Genomic DNA, 17,124 nt, shown 5'->3' on the forward strand with positions numbered 1-17,124 from the left:
AAATTTGGAGAAGTTGACAAACCTCCATAGGCGTAATATTGTCATAGACAATCCAAACTTCTCCAAATAATCGCTCCTGGACACATTTTTTCTTTAAATTGTTTAGGTTAAACCATAACATTTCAAACATTTTTTTATCTGGTGAAATCTCTACGCTTTCACAAAATATTCTTCTTAAATAGATAAATCGTATGAAAAACACATATTCCGTGTTTCTCATAAAAAAGCTCTATCGATAGAAATACTTACATAAATGTCCTAGTTCTTTTTCAGTAATTGTCGACTGAGCCTCTGTAAGAAATCTCATATTCTAATCTAGATTTTTTACTATATTATATTTATCAATTTTATCCCTAATTTCTATTGCCTTATCCAAATACTTATTGGGATTAGATATAAAATCGTGCCATGTAACGGTTTGAATATAACAATTGTCTCCATGGTAAACAATCGTACCGTTAACACATGCGGATGTTGTTGGGCTTTTCTCATTAAACATGTTGTCTCTCAAAATTTTGAATAAGAATCCAGTATTCAACATCCTACAATTACATTCCGAACTATAAGTGATATAGTATCCATAACTGTCCAATTCATCTGGCAAAACTATGGCAATTATCCCGTTGGAACCGCTTGTTCGCCCTCCTCTAGAAGATTCCCTTAGAGAGTATGAAATTTCCCAAGGCATCCATTGATCACTCTCTGCCTCTAGGAAATTCTTCATTCCCTTAGATACGAATACAATAGTTATGCTACTATCATAAATCTTATCTCGTAGTGCCGATGCAATATACATATCCGAAAAGTCTGCCAAACTTTGACCGTCGTCCTCTCCTTTATATATATGTTCCTCCTCTGTGAGTATATCTGATAATCTATCAACATAATGCCTAGCTTTAGTTGCTACTTTTACTTTCCCCCACAGACCATCTTCATAAATACCCAAATCTTTAACGTAAGTGTCACCATATTTATATGATACGAAAATTTTCCTTCCCATTAATTTGAATCGTTTTCTTTGATTGCCTTCTCAACTAAATCCGCTATATTATTTTTTATGTCGTCATAGACATAACTACTAGATAAGTAGTCGGAATCAAAAACCGGAATATTACTCACCAATGGGTTTTCACCTCTGGCAGATTGCTTGCCATTGGCATCTTCCAGTCTATGTATGTAAATACCACAAACAGCTTTGCCTAATTCAAAAGCTCGCTTAATTTCATAACGTACCCATTTTCGTTCGCTAGTCTCCTCTCCTATCAACACAACTAAACAAGATTTATCCGACAAATTGCTATCAATCCACTTTTTAATCGTGTTGTCATCTTTCTCTTTAACTTCCTCCCATATATTTCCATTAACTGGTTTATCACTTTCTATTGCTCCAATATTGCGAATCTGACCTGCCCTCCAACTATCTTTATCAAAATGAAAACTAAAAAAAACCTTTCTTTTCATATCCTTTAAATTTTATCCATTAACAAATTCTGAAACAAAGACATATAGCCATAGTCCTTTATAAGACGTTGATTTTGTAGATCTCCAGAAATGAAATTATCATACAGCAATCGAGCCGCCGCGCCTGTACTTGCAATTGGCAAAACCAAGGCATTGGGAAATTTTTCTCTAAATAACTCGTATTCTAATTCAACACCTTCCATGCCACCGATAAAAACTCCTGCAAAAAATTCATTTTCTCCAAACATCCTTTCTCTCATATGGGCTAAACTTAACTCCTTGTTATCTTGAATAATTTCTGTCAGTATTACATTTTCAAATTTATTATTGTCTTCTGGGAAGTTCTTCTCAAAAAACCTAGACTGATATAGTTTCATATGCTGTTGAATATCCAAATTTAGTCTCTCCATTACATAGTAGACCAAAGGCGTAATTGAAGGATGCCCCCCCCAAATGACCTTATGAATAGGCAATACAACGCTAGTTAAAGCGATTACTGCATCTCTAATTGCTATCACGTCAGCCGTTCCAATATATTTTTCGTCTCTTTCAGGCAAAGGAACACTTGCAGAAAGGAATATATTTTTCATTTCTTTTGAAGCCATTTCTCAAATTCCTGTTTTTTTAAGGTTTTAATATCTTTTTTAAAATTATCATTTAACCATTCTAAATGTTTCAACCATTTATCTCTTATACGCAAATCATCATAGATTAAACGAATTGAAACATCCTCATAACCCATTATTTCATTCTTTATTTCCGCTGACTGACAGCTTGTAGATTGAGGAACTCCTATAGTAGGAATATATATAACGTGATTGCCATTGGGCAAGTCTTCCGTCAAAAATCTTTCAGGTTGTACTGTTATTAACCGCCCGTTCTTCTCTGCAATATTCCTAAACTCTGTTATGAGATTATCCTGCCTAGCTGCCAAATTCCTTGCACGAACGGATTCCACCTCCATTATTATTTTTTCCACAACCTCCGTTAATAATTTAGACTGATCCTTATTATTATATATCCCATCGAAAAAATCGCTTTGTGTCAGTTGAATAGGATAACTGATGTGAGAAGAGGGATCAATTTTTTCAATCTTGTGTCCTGGCCATACCAACTGCACAATTCCGATTTGTTTCACAGCAGCCTCCGCAAACTCTTCCTTACACCAGTGGCTTTCTAAGAACCCCGGAGTATTTAATACCAAAATCACATCACAGTCTGTCATTCTATGCCACAGCTCATCTTGAAAAGGCTCACCCTTTCCAATCGAATGTGTATCCAGAAAAACATCAAAATGATAAGATTCCAGAGCCTCGTAAAGCTGTATTGCTATTGGAGATGACTCCATTCTCTTATAACTGATGAAAACTTTCCTTGTGTTCCTTAGTAGCTCAAACGATTCAAGAACAATATTTGCGATTCTATCTAGTTCGGTGTCTTTAAACTCAATTCCGTTCTGATTAGAAAGAATATCAGGAATATCTTTGCTAAATGCTTTAAAAAAAACTGGTAATATCATTGTTCCCTCTCTTATCAACCTTTGAGTAATATCCAAGTCTTTAAAGTCGCCATTTGTATCGCCTAAATAAATCGCAAATGCTGGTTGATTTCCAACATATTCGTCAATATTATTCGAATCAATGATTTTCAACGCTTCTTCTGGCAGCCGAAGTTCACTAATTTTTGAATAAATTTGGGCTACTATGGTTGATCTAATTGCTTTCTCCGAGCCTAGTAAAATTAGTTGATATTTATGTCGCATTATTTATTATGTTTCTTACTTGAGGTAAATTAAAATAGCCTTTTGCTAACACAACTCTTTTCACCTTAAATACACAAATTGCGACTAATGGCATTGGGAATCAAAACCAAGGGATGGATTTTAGTATTCTTTAAGTGTCTGTTGTCAAAGACATTCGTATTGGGAATAACAATCACAATTCTATGACAACTATGATTTTTAAAAGGAAAATATTAGCACAATGTGGCATTTTACCAAAAAACCTGTAAACAGTCCAACAGGACTGATTACAGGCTCTTCAATAATCTAATATATGAATAATTCACCAAAACAGAACAAATTGGAAAAACAAATTGGAATTTTTAGTTAGCTGCTATTCATATCAATTGAGCATATTCTGCATCCATTTAAATACCTTACTAGCTAGACAATACAAAAGCCGCTGCCTATCAGCGGCTTTCAAGCTTTTCTATTCTCCTAAATATCATTTACCTTCCTTCAAATTCAACACTGAATTTTCCAATTCCGCCCTAACTTCTTATGCAACATCGCGGATCTTATCCTTTTCAGCATTACTAAGTACAGAAACCACCCTACCATTCTCAATTCCATCCCTGCTCCTCACCTTCCTATAAAAAGTAGGAACGCTATAGTTACACTCCTCACAAACACGCTCCCTAAAATGAATAGCACTTGCCGTAAATGCACTGTGAAGTTTATTCAATACATTCATTTCGTTACCCATAAATCAATGTTTTATTGTTTAAAAACTGAGTTGCCATATAAATACGCGCCTCTATATCGAGATCATAAACCGCTAGAAAAAAAGCCCTGAAATAACCTGCCCCGAACTCCACCCTGACTGTATTCAGGAAGCACTCTTGCTGATCTATAAGTATCCCCACATACTCGTCAATCGTTTCACTCAGTTCATGCAGATCAACAATGGAGGCAAATTCTACCAAATCATCCAGTGATTCCGCAAGTTGGATATGCAAAACCTCATTCAGGTCCTGGGTTTCAGCATTAATCAGCGCATCCCGAACAGTAAAAACCGCTCTTGCACTTGCAATGAAGAAATTGGGCAAGAATAATTTCTGGATGGCCATCCGTAACCCAGTATATTGTGGCAAAATCCATGTTCCCAAATACAAGGACGAAGAAAGCATGTTTGTGCAAGGTAAGCATCTGGCGATTATCTCCGAGGGGCTGTATTACGAAGTTCAGCAAGTACTCGATGGAAGAAGAAAGAAACAACGGACCAAAACCGTGGTCGACAACATGCTACCTTTAAGAGGTTTTCTTGTCTGCCCTAAATGCGGAAAGATGCTTACAGGTAGTGCATCAAAAGGACATACCAAACATTATCATTACTATCATTGTGTTTCCTCCTGCGGAAGCCGTTACAAGGCAGACAAAGCCAATGAGCTATTTGCCACTGAAATAAAAAAGTATGTCCCCCGCCCTGCTTTCCGGAAAATATACAAGCAGGCTATTCTTTTCGCCTTCAAATCTCAAACAAAAACTAATTACGACGAAAGAAAACAACTTCTAAACACAATAGATGCCTTATCCGATCAAATCAAGGAAGCCAGAAACTTACTCTTCTCCAAAGAAATTGATCCCGCTGACTACAGGGAAAGCAAAGCCGACTATGAAAGACAGATATCAGAACTCGAAGCACGTCTGTCTGAAGTACCACAAAGTAATCACAACATCGAAGGTATCGTTAACAAGGCACTGGAAATCCTTTGCCAGCTGGATGTTCTGTATAACAATGGCACCATTGAAGAAAAAAGAAAAATCATCAGTTCAATATTCCCCGAAAAACTAACTTTTGACGGATCACATTATCGAACTACAAGAATAAATGAAGCGGCTAATTTAATATACGCGCTGGAGCAGCGTTTGAGCCAAAAAGAAAAAGGGACAGACCTTTCTGAAAAAGATTTGTCCCTTATGGTGATCCCCTTGGGATTTCCGATCTATTTTCCAGTCTTATCTAAGTTTACTTAAACCAACTATAACACGTTGATTTTAAGTATCCTACAACAGCAATTCGCTTTTCTACTTCTTAACTTTATTAGGGTTGGCCCCAACTTTAATAGACTAAAAAATAGACTAGTTATGTTGTTACCATTAAAATTAGTATGCAAAAGTAGCAAGATTCGTAGGGATGGAACAAGCCTTATTTTCATCCAGTATTGCTACAACTCAGACAAAAGAACGTTATTAAACACTGAAATTGCTATCCCTCCCGCCTATTGGAAAAGGTCCCGTATAGCTACAAACCTACCTGAAATATTTGGCGATCCAGAAACACTGAACAAAAAGCTCAAATCCATGCTGCGCGTGGTTGAGGATATTATTTCTCATGCGGTACAAAAGAAAATAATAGACCTATTGGCCTTTGTCAAAAGCACCTTCAAACCTGACCTGAACCCTGAAGCCCTTTCCCCTATGGCAAATGAGGTAGCTAACAAGCAGCCAGAAACAAACCTCGACTTTTACTTTCAAATAGATGATTATATAAAGTGTAAGACCAACAAGGTTACACCTGGCATGTTGCGGGTTTATAAAAACATGAAAGACCACTTACAGGCGTATCAAGACTACCGCAGGGCCGTTATTACCTTTAACTGCATTGATTTTAATTTCTATGAGGGGCTGGTCGATTTCCTGACATTTGAATATATACAACGTAGACGCAAGACCGTTACAAAGGGCCTCAAAACAGCTACAGTAGGCAAAACCATTAAACAGCTCCGTATATTCGTCCGGGATAGAGTACGCCGTAAAATCATCCCTCCTATTGATTTATCAGACTTTAAGATCCTGAATGAGGAATCGGACGCCATTTACCTTTCATGGAAGGAAATAAATCGTATCTACAATACCGATCTGACAGATTCCCCTGCTCTCCTGCCCTACCGTGACCTATTTGTTTTGGGATGCCTTACTGGTCTTCGGTTTTCAGACTTTTCCAATATAAAACCAGAAGACATACGGGAAGGAATGCTTCGCAAAAAGCAGAAAAAATCAGACCATTGGGTAGTAATTCCCTTGATGGACGTGGCCAATGAGATACTTATAAATCGTTTCAGAAAAGTAATCCCAGTTGTAAACAACCCCGATTTCAATGTAAATATTAAGGAAATTGGCCGACTGGCTGGCATTTGCGAAACAGTCAAGTTCTCTTATAAGAAGGGTAACAAGGATATTGAGATAATAAAGCCCAAATACGGATGGATAACCTCCCATACCTGCCGCCGTTCTTTCTGTACAAATGAATTTCTGGCAGGAACACCAGTAGAGTTGATTATGAAGATTAGCGGCCATAAGAGCCTACAGGATTTTTACAAATATATCCGTATTAGTCCGGAAGAAGCTGGCAGAAAAATAAAGGAAATATGGGCAAACAGAAACAATACAGAGATAATATTACTGAACCAAGATAATTATTCTAAGACTTCTAAAACAGCTTAAATAAGGCTTTAAACAAGCATTACATAACACTAAAACGGCGCAAGAGAAATCAAGCGCCGTTGTTATTAAGTCTTCGTACCCAAATGTTTACTTTTCGACATCCCCAAGAATGGAAGCAGATAGTGCCCTTGTCACCCCCTCTCCGATCTCGCGGATCTTCTGTTTTTCCGCATTGCTCAATGCTGGTATTAGCTTGCCGTCAACGCGCCTGTCAATGCCTCGCATCTTTCTATAGAAGGTAGGAGTGCTAAAATTGCATTCCTCGCAAACCTGTTCCCTGAAAATTACAGGCAGTTTAGAAAGCTCTGTATGCAACGCGAGTAATACGTTTGTTGCTTGTTTATTTGTATTCATAAAGCATATTTAAAGGGTTATTGGACTTTTTACCATTTTAATCCTGTTCTCTATATCTAAAGAATGAAGCGTCAAGAAAAACGTCTTAAAATAATTACCTGTAATTGCGGCTATTGTACCATCTACCCCCATATCCCCGTCAACCAATATTTCGATATACTGATCTAAAGCTGCCTCCAATTCGTACAATTCAAGCCCGGACGCAAAACTTGACAGTTCATACAAATCACTTTCCAGCTCGATAATTAGCTCCTTTGTTAAGTTCTCAACATTTTCCCGTCTCAGTGCATCCCGAATGCTAAAAGCCGCGACAGTATTTGCACTGAACAAAGTATAAAACATCATAAAATCAGCCCGCTGATCTGCTGACCAGCTATCGGCAGCATTACTGCCAATAACAGAAGATAGCTCGTACTCAAATAGCTCGACAAAGCCAGATGATGTACCACATGGCGTAACTTGGTTCAATGTAGTTAGTAGATTCTCCATAACATTCAATTTTAAGATTGATTATAAATCGAGTGATGAAATACTGTCTGATAACTCGCATAACCGGGCATATCCATAAGTGGATACCTAGAAGAATAAAACAAATGACTCCCGAATCGGTCATTACAACCGATTAGCCAGTGGTATCGAAAAATGCTTGTAGATGGGGAAACAACAGGAGGTCGGCAAACGTCAATGGCTATATTAAAAATGCCATAGGCGTGGCTTACTCGCAGTGTTCTACCCGCGCGCTTTGGAGAGGCCGAATAGATCTTACAAGCAAGCCCACGCCTATGGCATGAGCATTGCTGCACTACATTCTGGCCTCTCCAAAGCACGCAAAAACGTAGTAATCAATGCAGAAAATTTGATCTGCAAAATTATATTTTACGTTGCAGTAATCCAAATGCCCTAATAGCGAGCATTTAGATTTAAACTTTATCAAAAGTAAGAAAACATTTTCAATGTTACAAGATCTTGTAACGATTTTTTGAAATAAAAATGCGGAATTTATCCAAAGTTCTGAAAATGAATGAGGAAAGAGATAAAAATCGATTACAGGAAATTGGGGAGCGTTTGCGGAAAATTAGAGAAAAAGAAGTTAAGATAAGCCTTGACGAACTGGCGTCAAGATGCGATGTTACTAAAGGAAATATCAGCAATATCGAAAATGGGAAAAAGGATTTTACGTTTACGACGTTTCTTGAAATTGCAAAAGGGTTAAATGTTCATCCCAAACACTTGCTGGATCATAATTTTAAATTTCTAAAGGAAGATTAAAAGAATGCGCTCTGTCCAGGATGATTTTTCCTACAAAAGCTCAGTAACGGACAAATGTTGAAAAAATCATCCTGGACGGAGCGCAAGCCCGCGGCAGCGATCCGCAACAGTTTCAGCTTATTCTCCTTCCAATTTTCCGTTTCTGCACCTGTTTCTTGTTATTTTCTTGTATCATTTTTTGTAATCCAGTTATAGAAAACTTACGATCTATTTTACTTCCTTTAAAGCAATAGATGCCCTTTTTAAAGCTGATTCCCTGCAATTCTGTGGTTCCCGATTTATACTTAAACTGTATATCTATTCCTAGTTTCATCAAGCTATCGGCTAGCCCTGAGAGGCTTCGGGCATGGGGTAATTTACTCTGAATTGCATGATAAATATCATAACGGATCGCTTCTTCTGTATTTAAAGATTCCAGATTTGTTAGGGCTAAAACCTTCTTTTCAGCGGGAATTAATTGATACTTCTCTGTTAATGCCTGTGCTGCTTTTTTCCCTCGCCAGCCTATCCAGCTATCGCGGATAGCTTTCTTCTTGTTCCCTACAAAATTTGCTATTATGTGCAAGTGCAGGTGTTTTTTATCTGTATGTTTGGCTATTGCGAACTGGGTATCGGACATGCCAATTTTGTCAAGATACTCCTTTGCTATCGTCACTAATGATTCATCTGCCAAAGATTCCCCCGGATAAAAACTAAGAATGCCGTGAAAAACTGCCTTCTTCTTGTCTGGAAGATCGCCCCTTTGAGTCTCAAAATCATGGGCCATTAAACGATAATTATAGTCTCTTACGCCCTCAGCATCTAATACAGTCGCCCTGCCTTCATCTTCACAAATATACCGGCAGCAGCCATAAAAACTGCTGCCGGTAATCACTTTACTTATCATTTGTCAACCTATTAATTAGTTCATCAAATTGTTTCCGGTACTGCTCAAAAAGCAGCATAGCTGTTAACAAACTGTTTTGGTGAGCTACTCTTGCCAGTTGATTAATGTTAGAAGCCATACCAATTAACTGTCTTACCATCTGTCTTTCGTCTTCATTTTGCCGTGCCTTAACTTGGCCCAACAGTGCCATTTTTCGCAGATACATAGTGAAGGTTAAGCCCGCGTTAGCGGCTTTTTCCTTCACTGAAGCATATTCGGCCTCAGTGAATCTGAGGCTGAATTGCTTCTCTTTTCGAACGGCTTTAGCCGGTCGACCGCCTTTGCTCTTAGGTCTTTGCTCTGATCTCTCCATCTGATCTCCATTTTAATCTCCGCTGCATTTCCCCCTTTGCGACCACCGGGAGCGAAGGGGCGAGCGGTTTTTGCGAAGCAAAAACACCGCTCGCTAACGGAGCGAAGATCCGTTCGACCTCCGCAACCGGATGGCAAAGCCAGCCGGTTTATCTCCGCATACAGGTAGCAAAGCTGCCTGTATCATCTTCACGAACTGGTGGCAACGCCGCCGGTTCAATCTCCACGGAACAGATAGCGAAGCTGTCTGTTCAATCATCGCAAACGGGCAGCAAAGCTGAACGTTTAATCTTTGCTGTCTTGTTCGGGCTGTAATAGTTTCTGTATGTCATTCCAGAGAAAGAATACACGGGATTCGATTTTGTACCGTTTCAGCTTCCCATGCCTGATCCATTGGTAAATGGTGGGTTTAGTAACCTGGAATAGTTTGCAGACTTCTGCAAGCTTAAAAAGGGGCTTGTAGGTCATTCCGGGAGTTTCATAGATTGGTTGAGCGGGCTTGCTTCTTTCTACATTTGTAACTTCCTCTCGGATAATGAGTCTAATCCGTTGCCAATACTGGTCGGGGTCAAAGGGAAACAACATGGGGGTTACAGCTTTTTCAATTTGCACATTTTCTTTCATACACTTACTGTTTTAGGCAACAAACATACGCCTGTGGGCAAGTTGAAAAAAACTAAGTATACTTATGGTTAGGTATTAACGCAAAAAAAGGAGCTTCATACCCCTTTCAACTTCGTTTCCAACCCATCGAGCAGCTTAATAGCTGGTGGGTGGTCCAATTTCTCAAAGTAAACCTTTGCAATGGCTATGCCTTTTATTATTTCTGCCCGTTCCTTTGGGGTTAGAGTTTTGGGGTGAATAATCCTACGAAGATTTTCTTTAATGCTGTCAGTATCCACACCAGTTAATCTGTTTATCATCTGAGCGGACAACGCATCACTAGCAATCCTTTCGACGCCTGCTGTCTTGAATAAAGCATAAAGAGTGACTGTAAGTGCCGGAATTTTCGATTGGGTTTTAGCGCTCTTAGTTTGTGGTGTTTCAACCTGTGTCCGTTTGTGGTTTGCAATCAGTGTTTCCAATTGCGGAAGAAAGGCTGATGAAAAAAGAGGCAAATAGATACAAAAGTAGACTATCCCAAAACTTATGGCCCCCATCATACATAGCACAGATAGGTAAAGCAAATTAAAATAAGGATTAAACGGCAAAATAATAAGTAGTGCAATGGCGAACAATGACAGAAAGTGATAAAGCACATGCGTGTACCAGTAGTGAGAAATTAGCTTTCTTCGGGTTGCTTCAACATTCCAACGGGGAATAGCTACTATGTGTTCTTTGTTGATTATACGTAGTAGTAGCTGATTATAGCCTACATTAAGAGGGAGATCAAAAGTGGCAAATGATATCAAACGCTTCATATTCATTCTCATAACACAAATTATTATTATGAAAATACGGAATTATTTAGTGATTTCCATATATTTGACTGCTAAAATTTATCAATAATAAACGATATTAGCATTAATATAATATCAAATCCCAATAAATTTCAATCCCTAATAAGTTATACCTAAATCCTATTTATCTAATGGTCGATTTTGATACAGAATTTCAGAAACATATTTCCTCTTTTGGCACCTTACCATATTTATTTGTTGGAAGTGGACTATCCAGAAGATACTTAAATATTCCAACGTGGTCAGCATTATTAGAAGAATTTTCAGTCCAAATGAAGCTGGAATTACCTTTTGATTATTATGCTTCCAAGTGTCCAGATGATCTACCCCAATTGGCATCAAATTTTGCTGCTGATTTTCATAAGCTGTGGTGGAGTTCTATTGATTTTACAAAATCTCGATTAAAATATAAATCTATTGCCTCTATAAATGAAGAACTACCACTAAAAATAGAGTTATCAGAAATAGTAAATTCTTATAATAAAGCCGCAGAGGGATTGGAAAACGAAATTTCTCTATTACAAACGTCTACTATTAGCGGCATAATTACAACAAATTGGGATACATTCTTATCCGACCTTTTCCCCGATTTCCAGACTTATATAGGTCAAAAAGAATTGCTATTTTCAAATAATCTAAGTGTTGGAGACATTTACAAAATTCACGGTTGTGTCACAAAACCCGATAGCCTAGTTGTCACAAAAGCAGATTATACGAAATTTAAAGACCAAAATACCTATTTAGCAGCTAAGCTATTAACTATATTTGTAGAACATCCTATCATCTTTTTAGGCTATTCCTTGTCTGATGAAAATATAATAGAAATACTGGATGCCATTGTCTCCTGCTTAGATAAAAGTAACATCGATAAACTTAAAGATAGACTTATATTTATTGAATGGAAAAGAGAAAAAATAAGTCCTACCATAAGTGACACCGTAATAAAAGTAGGTAATTCCATACTCCCAATTAAACTAGTCCAGACTAATGACTTTACTGATATTTTTAAGGTTCTAAATCAAATTACACATAAGTTACCAATGAAATTATTAAAGAAATTGAAAAGTTCCGTTTATGATTTAGTTAAAACAGACACCCCAAGTAAAATCCTATACTATGGAAATCTAGGAGACCTAAAGGAAAGTGATGAACTTGATTTCGTCGTTGGTGTTGGGCTATCTCAAAATGAAAGTTTACAAAAAGTTGGTCTCCAAAAATTTGGTTATAAATCACCTCAGGCAAAAGATATTATTCAAGACGTTTTATTTGATGATATAAAATTTGATTCAAATGATTTAATACAAGAAAGTCTACCTAATATCCTTACGAAAAGAATATTTTGTCCTCATTATAAATACCTACGTAGTGCTGGTTTCCTCGCTAAGGACGGAACATTAAATAAGATCGGCAAATCTTCTATTAATGGTGCTTTCGAGCTGCGCAAAGATATTCCCAATTGTTTTTATCCTGGAGCTTTTTATACAAAAAACATAAAAAAATATCGCACAGATTTTAAGCATATAAAGGATCTTCTCAATTCTGGATTTGAAAAGAAGAAAATATTAGAAATCTTACCTCTCCTTACTGAAGATGCACTAGACCTAGAGGTTCTTAAAGATTTCTTACAACAATGCAGCAAAGACAATGCATTAAATAACCAGACTTCATTTAGAAAAGTAGCATGTTATTATGATTATCTCAAAAATGCAAAAAACTAAATGTGAATGGGGGATAGCTTTTAAAAAGTTATCCCCCATTTATGAAAAACATAACAATAGCGAAATCAAGAAAGATACTTAAACGACTGAGGTGCAACAAATGATTTATACTTCATTTTAGGATCAATAGGCGTTTTATACAATTTTGGATTACAAATTTTAATAGCATACGCCAAAGTCTTTCCATTAAAGTACTCGTTAAAAAATGATTTCTTCACGCCTGAGTACATTTTTGTTTCAGCCCAAATTAATTCTGGACTGTCCAATAAAATTTCCTCAATAGTGAATTCCCCTACAATCCTACCTACAGGCATTGTAGAATATACAACAATGCTCTTGATTGTTTTATTTGCGAAAATGGCCTTCCTGTATTCAAATTTTTTCTCGCCATTAAAAATTTTTTCGACATATTCCGGCTTAATCGATAATAATACTTTCATTTACTTCTCCTTGGTTAATTATACTTTTGAATTGGTTGTTGTCAATTTCAAAAAAGCCCCAATATCCACTGTTAATCCCTAGATCTTCGATTAACACCTTTCTTATCAGTCTTTTCTTTAAAGCAATATTATAGGTCATTTTAATAATAAACAAATCGCCGTTCCTATTAAACCATTTCCTTAAATCAGATTCATCAAAAACACTATAGGATTGGCAATACGCAATATAATCATTTATGGATGCAAAATCACGCCGTCTTTTAACCTCCTCGACTACACAAATAGATGTGACCACACTTCTATAATGAGCATTCCCGTCTGTATCAGTTGTCCTATATATCACAACAATGTCCCCAGAATTTAATGCCTGAACTCCGGACATGAAACTAATATATATTTTATGTATGCTGTTCGTGTGTGATACGTCTTGTATCAAATCATATTTTTCATTGAATAATTTGGAATCTGGAAATAACTGCGTATGAAACGCGGGATAAATTGATAACACGAATTTTCTTCTCCCTTCTAATTTTATTAATGGGTAATCATGTAATGATCTCCCTGTTAAAACATTCATCTCTTTTACTAAAACATCTTCTACTCCGTTCTCAGTGGTCTTCTCCGCTTGTTTTGTAAAGCCGTATCTTTCTAACAACCTTATTAGACCATTATGGGTAGGGAAAACTGTTACATACACGCTATCTACTTCGTGTATAACCGCGTGGTCTAATAACTTTTTAACAAACCTCTCTCCCAATCTTGTTCCATGAGGGTTAACCTTAAATGTACCTACTTTCAGCCATTTTTTTTCTTCTAACCTAGGTGCCACATCCTCTATGGCTGATGACTCTACTTTTAGATATAAAAAGGCCTGAACATATCCATGTTCATCATGCGAAACATATGCCATCGCATTTGATTTTGCTTTTTTTTCATACCAGGCTTCAAATTCACGGTAGTCTTCTTTTAAGGAATCGAAAAAGGGGTCGTTCAAATCAATTTGGGTAAAGGATAACAATTGCATATTAGGTAGTTCTAAGCCCTAATATAAGAAAAAAAGTATAACAATGGGGCAATACATATTGTGATTAAGCAATTGCATTAGACTTCCTTACAACATCGTAAACTAAATAACTAAGCTCTTGCGTTATTGGCGGTTGGGCATTTTGAATAAAAAACAATAATTTCGTATGGACAAGTCAACCCAAATAAAACTAGGTAAACAAGAACAGCGAATCCGCACTTTGATAGACTAACAAATAGACCAAAACAACAAAGCCCGCGACTAGCGCAGGCTTTGAAAATTTCCAGTGATCCCTATGGTACAAAACTCGAACTTATTTATTTTTGATTTACAAAAATTAGCACAAATAGCCTGATTTCAAAAAAATTTGTTTAGATAGTATCAATTCTTACTCCTTATTCATCAATATTTTTATGCAAGAAAAACTCCTGTCTTTAATACGCACAAAAATAAAAGGAAGTTTTGCCATTTACTTTTGACACAGGAAAGAAGAGCAGCCATAGTGGTTGCCCTTCTAATATATGAAAAAAGTATCTGCTGAGATATTACTTTATTAATTCTTCCAGTTTCTTTTCCAGCTCTTCGCCATGGAGGTTTTTCGCAACGATGATGCCTTTCGGATCTATCAGGAAGTTCTGTGGAACAGCGCCTACACCGTACATGGCTGCCACGGAGTTTTTCCAGCCTTTCAGGTCGGAAACCTGTGCCCAGGTCAGTTTATCATGTTCAACAGCTGCCAGCCAGTCCTCTTTTTTTATATCCAGGGATACGCCCAGGATTTCAAAACCTTTAGGATTGAATTTTTCGTAGGCCTTCACCACGTTAGGATTATCTGCACGGCAGGGACCACACCAGGAAGCCCAGAAGTCTACCAGTACATATTTTCCTCGGAAAGACGATAGTGCGATCGCTTTACCGGTGCTGTCGGCCTGGCTGAATTCAATAGCGCTGTTGCCTATCGCAGTTTTCCTGGCTGCTTCCAGTTTTTTCGCGAATTGTTTACCGGAAGGGCTGCTTTTTAATTCTTTACTGAGTTTGTTATACAGCGGCTCTGCTATCTTAGAATCGATGAAGGGACCAGCTAACTGGTTCAATACGAACAGTGCGATGGGTGAAGAAGTATTTGCATCGAAAAATTCTTCTGTTATTGTTTTTTTTGCTGCGTCCAGGGAATCTTTGAGGGCTTTGATGCCTTCTTTGTCCTGTTTCCTGGCCATAGCAAAGAATCTATTCATCATTTCAGGGGAGCGGAATAGTTCTACGACTTTCAGCTGGTCATTCAGTTTAGTATAGTCGTCGTTTGCTTTAGACCCGGTTACTACCGCTTTGCTGATAGAATCGGTGCTGTTTACAATAACGGCGCCTGCCTCCAGGAAGAGCGCCAGTACATCTCCGTCCCTGGACACTTTACCGCCATGTTCATGCGTCAGCGCCAGGCCGACCAAAGTAGGTTCGTCTATTGCGCCGGAGAAGGTGAATTTACCTGCCTGGGTAACAGTGGAATCCGTATGCGTTTCGCCATTCTTACGGATACTGAGGAACACTTTGGCAGGGGATTGCTGGTTGGATACGGTACCCTGGATGGTAAACGGTTTTTCTGCAACAGATTTTTTGCCCTGGGCAAATAACAGGGCCGGCATTAACATAGCGGCGCCTACAATTAATTTCTTCATTGGTTTTTAATTTTTATAGCTTCTACGATTTTTTATTTTGTTTGATGCTACCCGGTATTCAATTCCTGATCAGCTCCTCCAGCTTCTTTCCTAGTTCTTCACCCCGGAGATTTTTCGCAATGACCCTGCCGTTGGGGTCAAGAAGGAAATTCTGCGGCACACTGGAAATCCCGTATTCAACCGCTACATCATTTTTCCATCCCTTCAAATCGCTGACATGAATCCAGGTAAGATGATCCTCTTCGATCGCCTTCAACCAGTTCTCCTTATTGTTATCTAATGAAACAGATATTATCTCAAAATTCCTGCTCCTGAACTTTTCATATGCTTTTACAACATTGGGATTCTCCTTACGGCATGGTACGCACCAGCTGGCCCAGAAGTCCACCAGCACGTACTTCCCTCTCAGGGAAGAAAGCGGGACCCCAACGCCTTCCGTATTATTTTGTGTAAAATCCGGTGTTGCTCCCACGGCCGTTTTTTTCATTATCGCAAGAGCGGCAGTCATCGACTTCCATTCTTCGGTACTGTGCAGACGCGGGCTCAGGTTGTTCAGCAGCGGCTCCAGGTCTTTCGGTTCAAATTGTTTTAAATACCATAGCATGTAGATCAGGCTGACATAAGAGTCGGGATGAGCAGTAAAAAACTCACGCCCCTTCAACAGGGATTCCCCCAAACTGGCCTTCAGCACTGCATCCAGCCTGGCTACAGCAGTATCATTATTATCTGTGGCAGCCTCGTACCTTCTTTTTGCCAGCTCTCCGTTTTTTTTATAATAAGGAGCCATTTGCAATTCATACAGGTCGTTTTCAGCCAGCGTTTTGTTACCGCTAAAAACGGCCCTTTGCCGTTCTTCCCATATCACTTTAGTTACGCCTTTTTCAATGAAAAAGGACTGTTCCAGCGGATATTCATCAAATAACTCCCCTGTACTCAGCCTGGCATACATCGTCCCATTCACCGTTCCTTTAAATGTAAAAGATCCATTTATTACCAGCGCCGAATCTCTATGAATCTGCTGTTTTACGTGATTTGTCCAATATCTGAGGAATATCTTCCGGGGCGTTTTCTCACCACTTATTTTTCCTTCAATGATAAATTCCTCCTGCGCCTGCGCAGCTATAAAAGCACATACAAGTAATAAGCAGATGCTCAATTTTTTCATACGATTATTATTTTTTGTTGTATACCTGGTAATCCACGTAAGCTACCGCCTCAGAACCGGGCGGAGGTGCACATGAAAAAACGCTGACACACCATT

Annotated in this window: 20 protein-coding genes; 4 read left to right on the plus strand and 16 right to left on the minus strand. The window is 38.2% G+C overall.

Translation table 11 applies throughout. From position 1 onward, the window contains the following. Positions 1-310: 310 nt before the first annotated feature. From PV783_RS23250 to PV783_RS23275, 6 genes are all read right to left on the minus strand, one after another. The gene (locus PV783_RS23250) at positions 311-1,000 is read right to left on the minus strand and encodes a TIR domain-containing protein (RefSeq protein WP_420989775.1); all 690 of its coding nucleotides are present in this window, start codon (positions 998-1,000) and stop codon (positions 311-313) included. Next, positions 1,000-1,461, minus strand: a complete 462-nt coding sequence (locus PV783_RS23255; protein WP_420989776.1) for a TIR domain-containing protein — start codon at positions 1,459-1,461, stop codon at positions 1,000-1,002. Before PV783_RS23255 ends, PV783_RS23250 begins: the two co-directional genes overlap by 1 nt. Positions 1,462-1,466: 5 nt before the next feature. Continuing rightward, entirely contained in the window at positions 1,467-2,066 is a 600-nt protein-coding gene (locus tag PV783_RS23260) for a hypothetical protein (protein WP_420989777.1), read from the minus strand. Beyond that, a complete protein-coding gene (locus PV783_RS23265; protein WP_420989778.1) occupies positions 2,048-3,223 on the minus strand; it encodes a toll/interleukin-1 receptor domain-containing protein in 1,176 nt (391 codons plus the stop codon). Before PV783_RS23265 ends, PV783_RS23260 begins: the two co-directional genes overlap by 19 nt. A 517-nt stretch (positions 3,224-3,740) precedes the next feature. After that, positions 3,741-3,947: a hypothetical protein gene (locus PV783_RS23270; RefSeq protein WP_420989779.1), complete on the minus strand. Its 207-nt coding sequence runs from the start codon at positions 3,945-3,947 to the stop codon at positions 3,741-3,743. Next, a complete protein-coding gene (locus tag PV783_RS23275; RefSeq protein ID WP_420989780.1) occupies positions 3,940-4,311 on the minus strand; it encodes a hypothetical protein in 372 nt (123 codons plus the stop codon). The genes PV783_RS23270 and PV783_RS23275 overlap by 8 nt, the downstream gene beginning before the upstream one ends. On the opposite strand from PV783_RS23275, the gene PV783_RS23280 reads away from it, so the two are divergent. Together PV783_RS23280 and PV783_RS23285 are read left to right on the plus strand one after the other, a co-directional pair. After that, positions 4,304-5,218, plus strand: a complete 915-nt coding sequence (locus PV783_RS23280; protein ID WP_420989781.1) for a recombinase zinc beta ribbon domain-containing protein — start codon at positions 4,304-4,306, stop codon at positions 5,216-5,218. The genes PV783_RS23275 and PV783_RS23280 overlap by 8 nt on opposite strands. A gap of 111 nt (positions 5,219-5,329) precedes the next feature. Next, positions 5,330-6,688 (plus strand): site-specific integrase, encoded by a 1,359-nt coding sequence (locus PV783_RS23285; protein WP_420989782.1) that lies wholly within the window; start codon positions 5,330-5,332, stop codon positions 6,686-6,688. A gap of 87 nt (positions 6,689-6,775) precedes the next feature. Here the strand turns inward: PV783_RS23285 and PV783_RS23290 are convergent, their stop codons facing one another. After that, positions 6,776-7,042 (minus strand): hypothetical protein, encoded by a 267-nt coding sequence (locus tag PV783_RS23290; RefSeq protein WP_420989783.1) that lies wholly within the window; start codon positions 7,040-7,042, stop codon positions 6,776-6,778. A 9-nt stretch (positions 7,043-7,051) separates the two neighbouring features. Continuing rightward, positions 7,052-7,531: a hypothetical protein gene (locus PV783_RS23295; RefSeq protein ID WP_420989784.1), complete on the minus strand. Its 480-nt coding sequence runs from the start codon at positions 7,529-7,531 to the stop codon at positions 7,052-7,054. A gap of 528 nt (positions 7,532-8,059) precedes the next feature. Here PV783_RS23295 and PV783_RS23300 point away from each other — a divergent pair. After that, a complete protein-coding gene (locus PV783_RS23300; RefSeq protein WP_169192297.1) occupies positions 8,060-8,311 on the plus strand; it encodes a helix-turn-helix domain-containing protein in 252 nt (83 codons plus the stop codon). A 112-nt stretch (positions 8,312-8,423) separates the two neighbouring features. Here the strand turns inward: PV783_RS23300 and PV783_RS23305 are convergent, their stop codons facing one another. From PV783_RS23305 to PV783_RS23320, 4 genes are all read right to left on the minus strand, one after another. Beyond that, positions 8,424-9,197: a relaxase/mobilization nuclease domain-containing protein gene (locus tag PV783_RS23305; protein ID WP_420989785.1), complete on the minus strand. Its 774-nt coding sequence runs from the start codon at positions 9,195-9,197 to the stop codon at positions 8,424-8,426. Beyond that, complete coding sequence (locus PV783_RS23310) at positions 9,187-9,549, minus strand: plasmid mobilization protein (protein ID WP_420989786.1); 363 nt, start codon at positions 9,547-9,549, stop codon at positions 9,187-9,189. Before PV783_RS23310 ends, PV783_RS23305 begins: the two co-directional genes overlap by 11 nt. Before the next feature lie 284 nt (positions 9,550-9,833). Next, on the minus strand, positions 9,834-10,172 hold the full coding sequence (locus PV783_RS23315) for a helix-turn-helix domain-containing protein (RefSeq protein ID WP_420989787.1): 339 nt from the start codon (positions 10,170-10,172) through the stop codon (positions 9,834-9,836). Positions 10,173-10,267: 95 nt separating this feature from the next. After that, a complete protein-coding gene (locus PV783_RS23320; protein ID WP_420989788.1) occupies positions 10,268-10,981 on the minus strand; it encodes a hypothetical protein in 714 nt (237 codons plus the stop codon). Between the two features lie 158 nt (positions 10,982-11,139). Here PV783_RS23320 and PV783_RS23325 point away from each other — a divergent pair, with 158 nt between their 5' ends. Continuing rightward, entirely contained in the window at positions 11,140-12,726 is a 1,587-nt protein-coding gene (locus PV783_RS23325; protein ID WP_420989789.1) for an SIR2 family protein, read from the plus strand. Positions 12,727-12,791: 65 nt separating this feature from the next. On the opposite strand, the gene PV783_RS23330 is transcribed toward PV783_RS23325, so the two are convergent. The 4 genes from PV783_RS23330 to PV783_RS23345 all read right to left on the minus strand — a co-directional run bounded on the left by PV783_RS23330 (position 12,792) and on the right by PV783_RS23345 (position 17,028). Continuing rightward, complete coding sequence (locus tag PV783_RS23330) at positions 12,792-13,166, minus strand: ASCH domain-containing protein (RefSeq protein WP_420989790.1); 375 nt, start codon at positions 13,164-13,166, stop codon at positions 12,792-12,794. Next, positions 13,144-14,190: a hypothetical protein gene (locus PV783_RS23335; protein ID WP_420989791.1), complete on the minus strand. Its 1,047-nt coding sequence runs from the start codon at positions 14,188-14,190 to the stop codon at positions 13,144-13,146. Before PV783_RS23335 ends, PV783_RS23330 begins: the two co-directional genes overlap by 23 nt. A 545-nt stretch (positions 14,191-14,735) precedes the next feature. Continuing rightward, positions 14,736-15,863 (minus strand): redoxin domain-containing protein, encoded by a 1,128-nt coding sequence (locus PV783_RS23340; protein WP_420989792.1) that lies wholly within the window; start codon positions 15,861-15,863, stop codon positions 14,736-14,738. 58 nt (positions 15,864-15,921) lie between these two features. Next, a complete protein-coding gene (locus tag PV783_RS23345; protein WP_420989793.1) occupies positions 15,922-17,028 on the minus strand; it encodes a thioredoxin-like domain-containing protein in 1,107 nt (368 codons plus the stop codon). Between the last annotated feature and the right edge of the window lie 96 nt (positions 17,029-17,124).

The organism is Chitinophaga sp. CC14 (assembly GCF_048957795.1).
Lineage (GTDB): Bacteria > Bacteroidota > Bacteroidia > Chitinophagales > Chitinophagaceae > Chitinophaga > Chitinophaga ginsengisegetis.

Bases quoted from the DNA above. Each gene is read 5' to 3' on its own strand.
- PV783_RS23250 (WP_420989775.1), bottom strand. From the start codon at position 1,000: ATGGGAAGGAAAATTTTCGTATCATATAAATATGGTGACACTTACGTT.
- PV783_RS23255 (WP_420989776.1), bottom strand. From the start codon at position 1,461: ATGAAAAGAAAGGTTTTTTTTAGTTTTCATTTTGATAAAGATAGTTGG.
- PV783_RS23260 (WP_420989777.1), bottom strand. From the start codon at position 2,066: ATGGCTTCAAAAGAAATGAAAAATATATTCCTTTCTGCAAGTGTTCCT.
- PV783_RS23265 (WP_420989778.1), bottom strand. From the start codon at position 3,223: ATGCGACATAAATATCAACTAATTTTACTAGGCTCGGAGAAAGCAATT.
- PV783_RS23270 (WP_420989779.1), bottom strand. From the start codon at position 3,947: ATGGGTAACGAAATGAATGTATTGAATAAACTTCACAGTGCATTTACG.
- PV783_RS23280 (WP_420989781.1), top strand. From the start codon at position 4,304: ATGGCCATCCGTAACCCAGTATATTGTGGCAAAATCCATGTTCCCAAA.
- PV783_RS23275 (WP_420989780.1), bottom strand. From the start codon at position 4,311: ATGGCCATCCAGAAATTATTCTTGCCCAATTTCTTCATTGCAAGTGCA.
- PV783_RS23285 (WP_420989782.1), top strand. From the start codon at position 5,330: ATGTTGTTACCATTAAAATTAGTATGCAAAAGTAGCAAGATTCGTAGG.
- PV783_RS23290 (WP_420989783.1), bottom strand. From the start codon at position 7,042: ATGAATACAAATAAACAAGCAACAAACGTATTACTCGCGTTGCATACA.
- PV783_RS23295 (WP_420989784.1), bottom strand. From the start codon at position 7,531: ATGGAGAATCTACTAACTACATTGAACCAAGTTACGCCATGTGGTACA.
- PV783_RS23300 (WP_169192297.1), top strand. From the start codon at position 8,060: ATGAATGAGGAAAGAGATAAAAATCGATTACAGGAAATTGGGGAGCGT.
- PV783_RS23305 (WP_420989785.1), bottom strand. From the start codon at position 9,197: ATGATAAGTAAAGTGATTACCGGCAGCAGTTTTTATGGCTGCTGCCGG.
- PV783_RS23310 (WP_420989786.1), bottom strand. From the start codon at position 9,549: ATGGAGAGATCAGAGCAAAGACCTAAGAGCAAAGGCGGTCGACCGGCT.
- PV783_RS23315 (WP_420989787.1), bottom strand. From the start codon at position 10,172: ATGAAAGAAAATGTGCAAATTGAAAAAGCTGTAACCCCCATGTTGTTT.
- PV783_RS23320 (WP_420989788.1), bottom strand. From the start codon at position 10,981: ATGAGAATGAATATGAAGCGTTTGATATCATTTGCCACTTTTGATCTC.
- PV783_RS23325 (WP_420989789.1), top strand. From the start codon at position 11,140: ATGGTCGATTTTGATACAGAATTTCAGAAACATATTTCCTCTTTTGGC.
- PV783_RS23330 (WP_420989790.1), bottom strand. From the start codon at position 13,166: ATGAAAGTATTATTATCGATTAAGCCGGAATATGTCGAAAAAATTTTT.
- PV783_RS23335 (WP_420989791.1), bottom strand. From the start codon at position 14,190: ATGCAATTGTTATCCTTTACCCAAATTGATTTGAACGACCCCTTTTTC.
- PV783_RS23340 (WP_420989792.1), bottom strand. From the start codon at position 15,863: ATGAAGAAATTAATTGTAGGCGCCGCTATGTTAATGCCGGCCCTGTTA.
- PV783_RS23345 (WP_420989793.1), bottom strand. From the start codon at position 17,028: ATGAAAAAATTGAGCATCTGCTTATTACTTGTATGTGCTTTTATAGCT.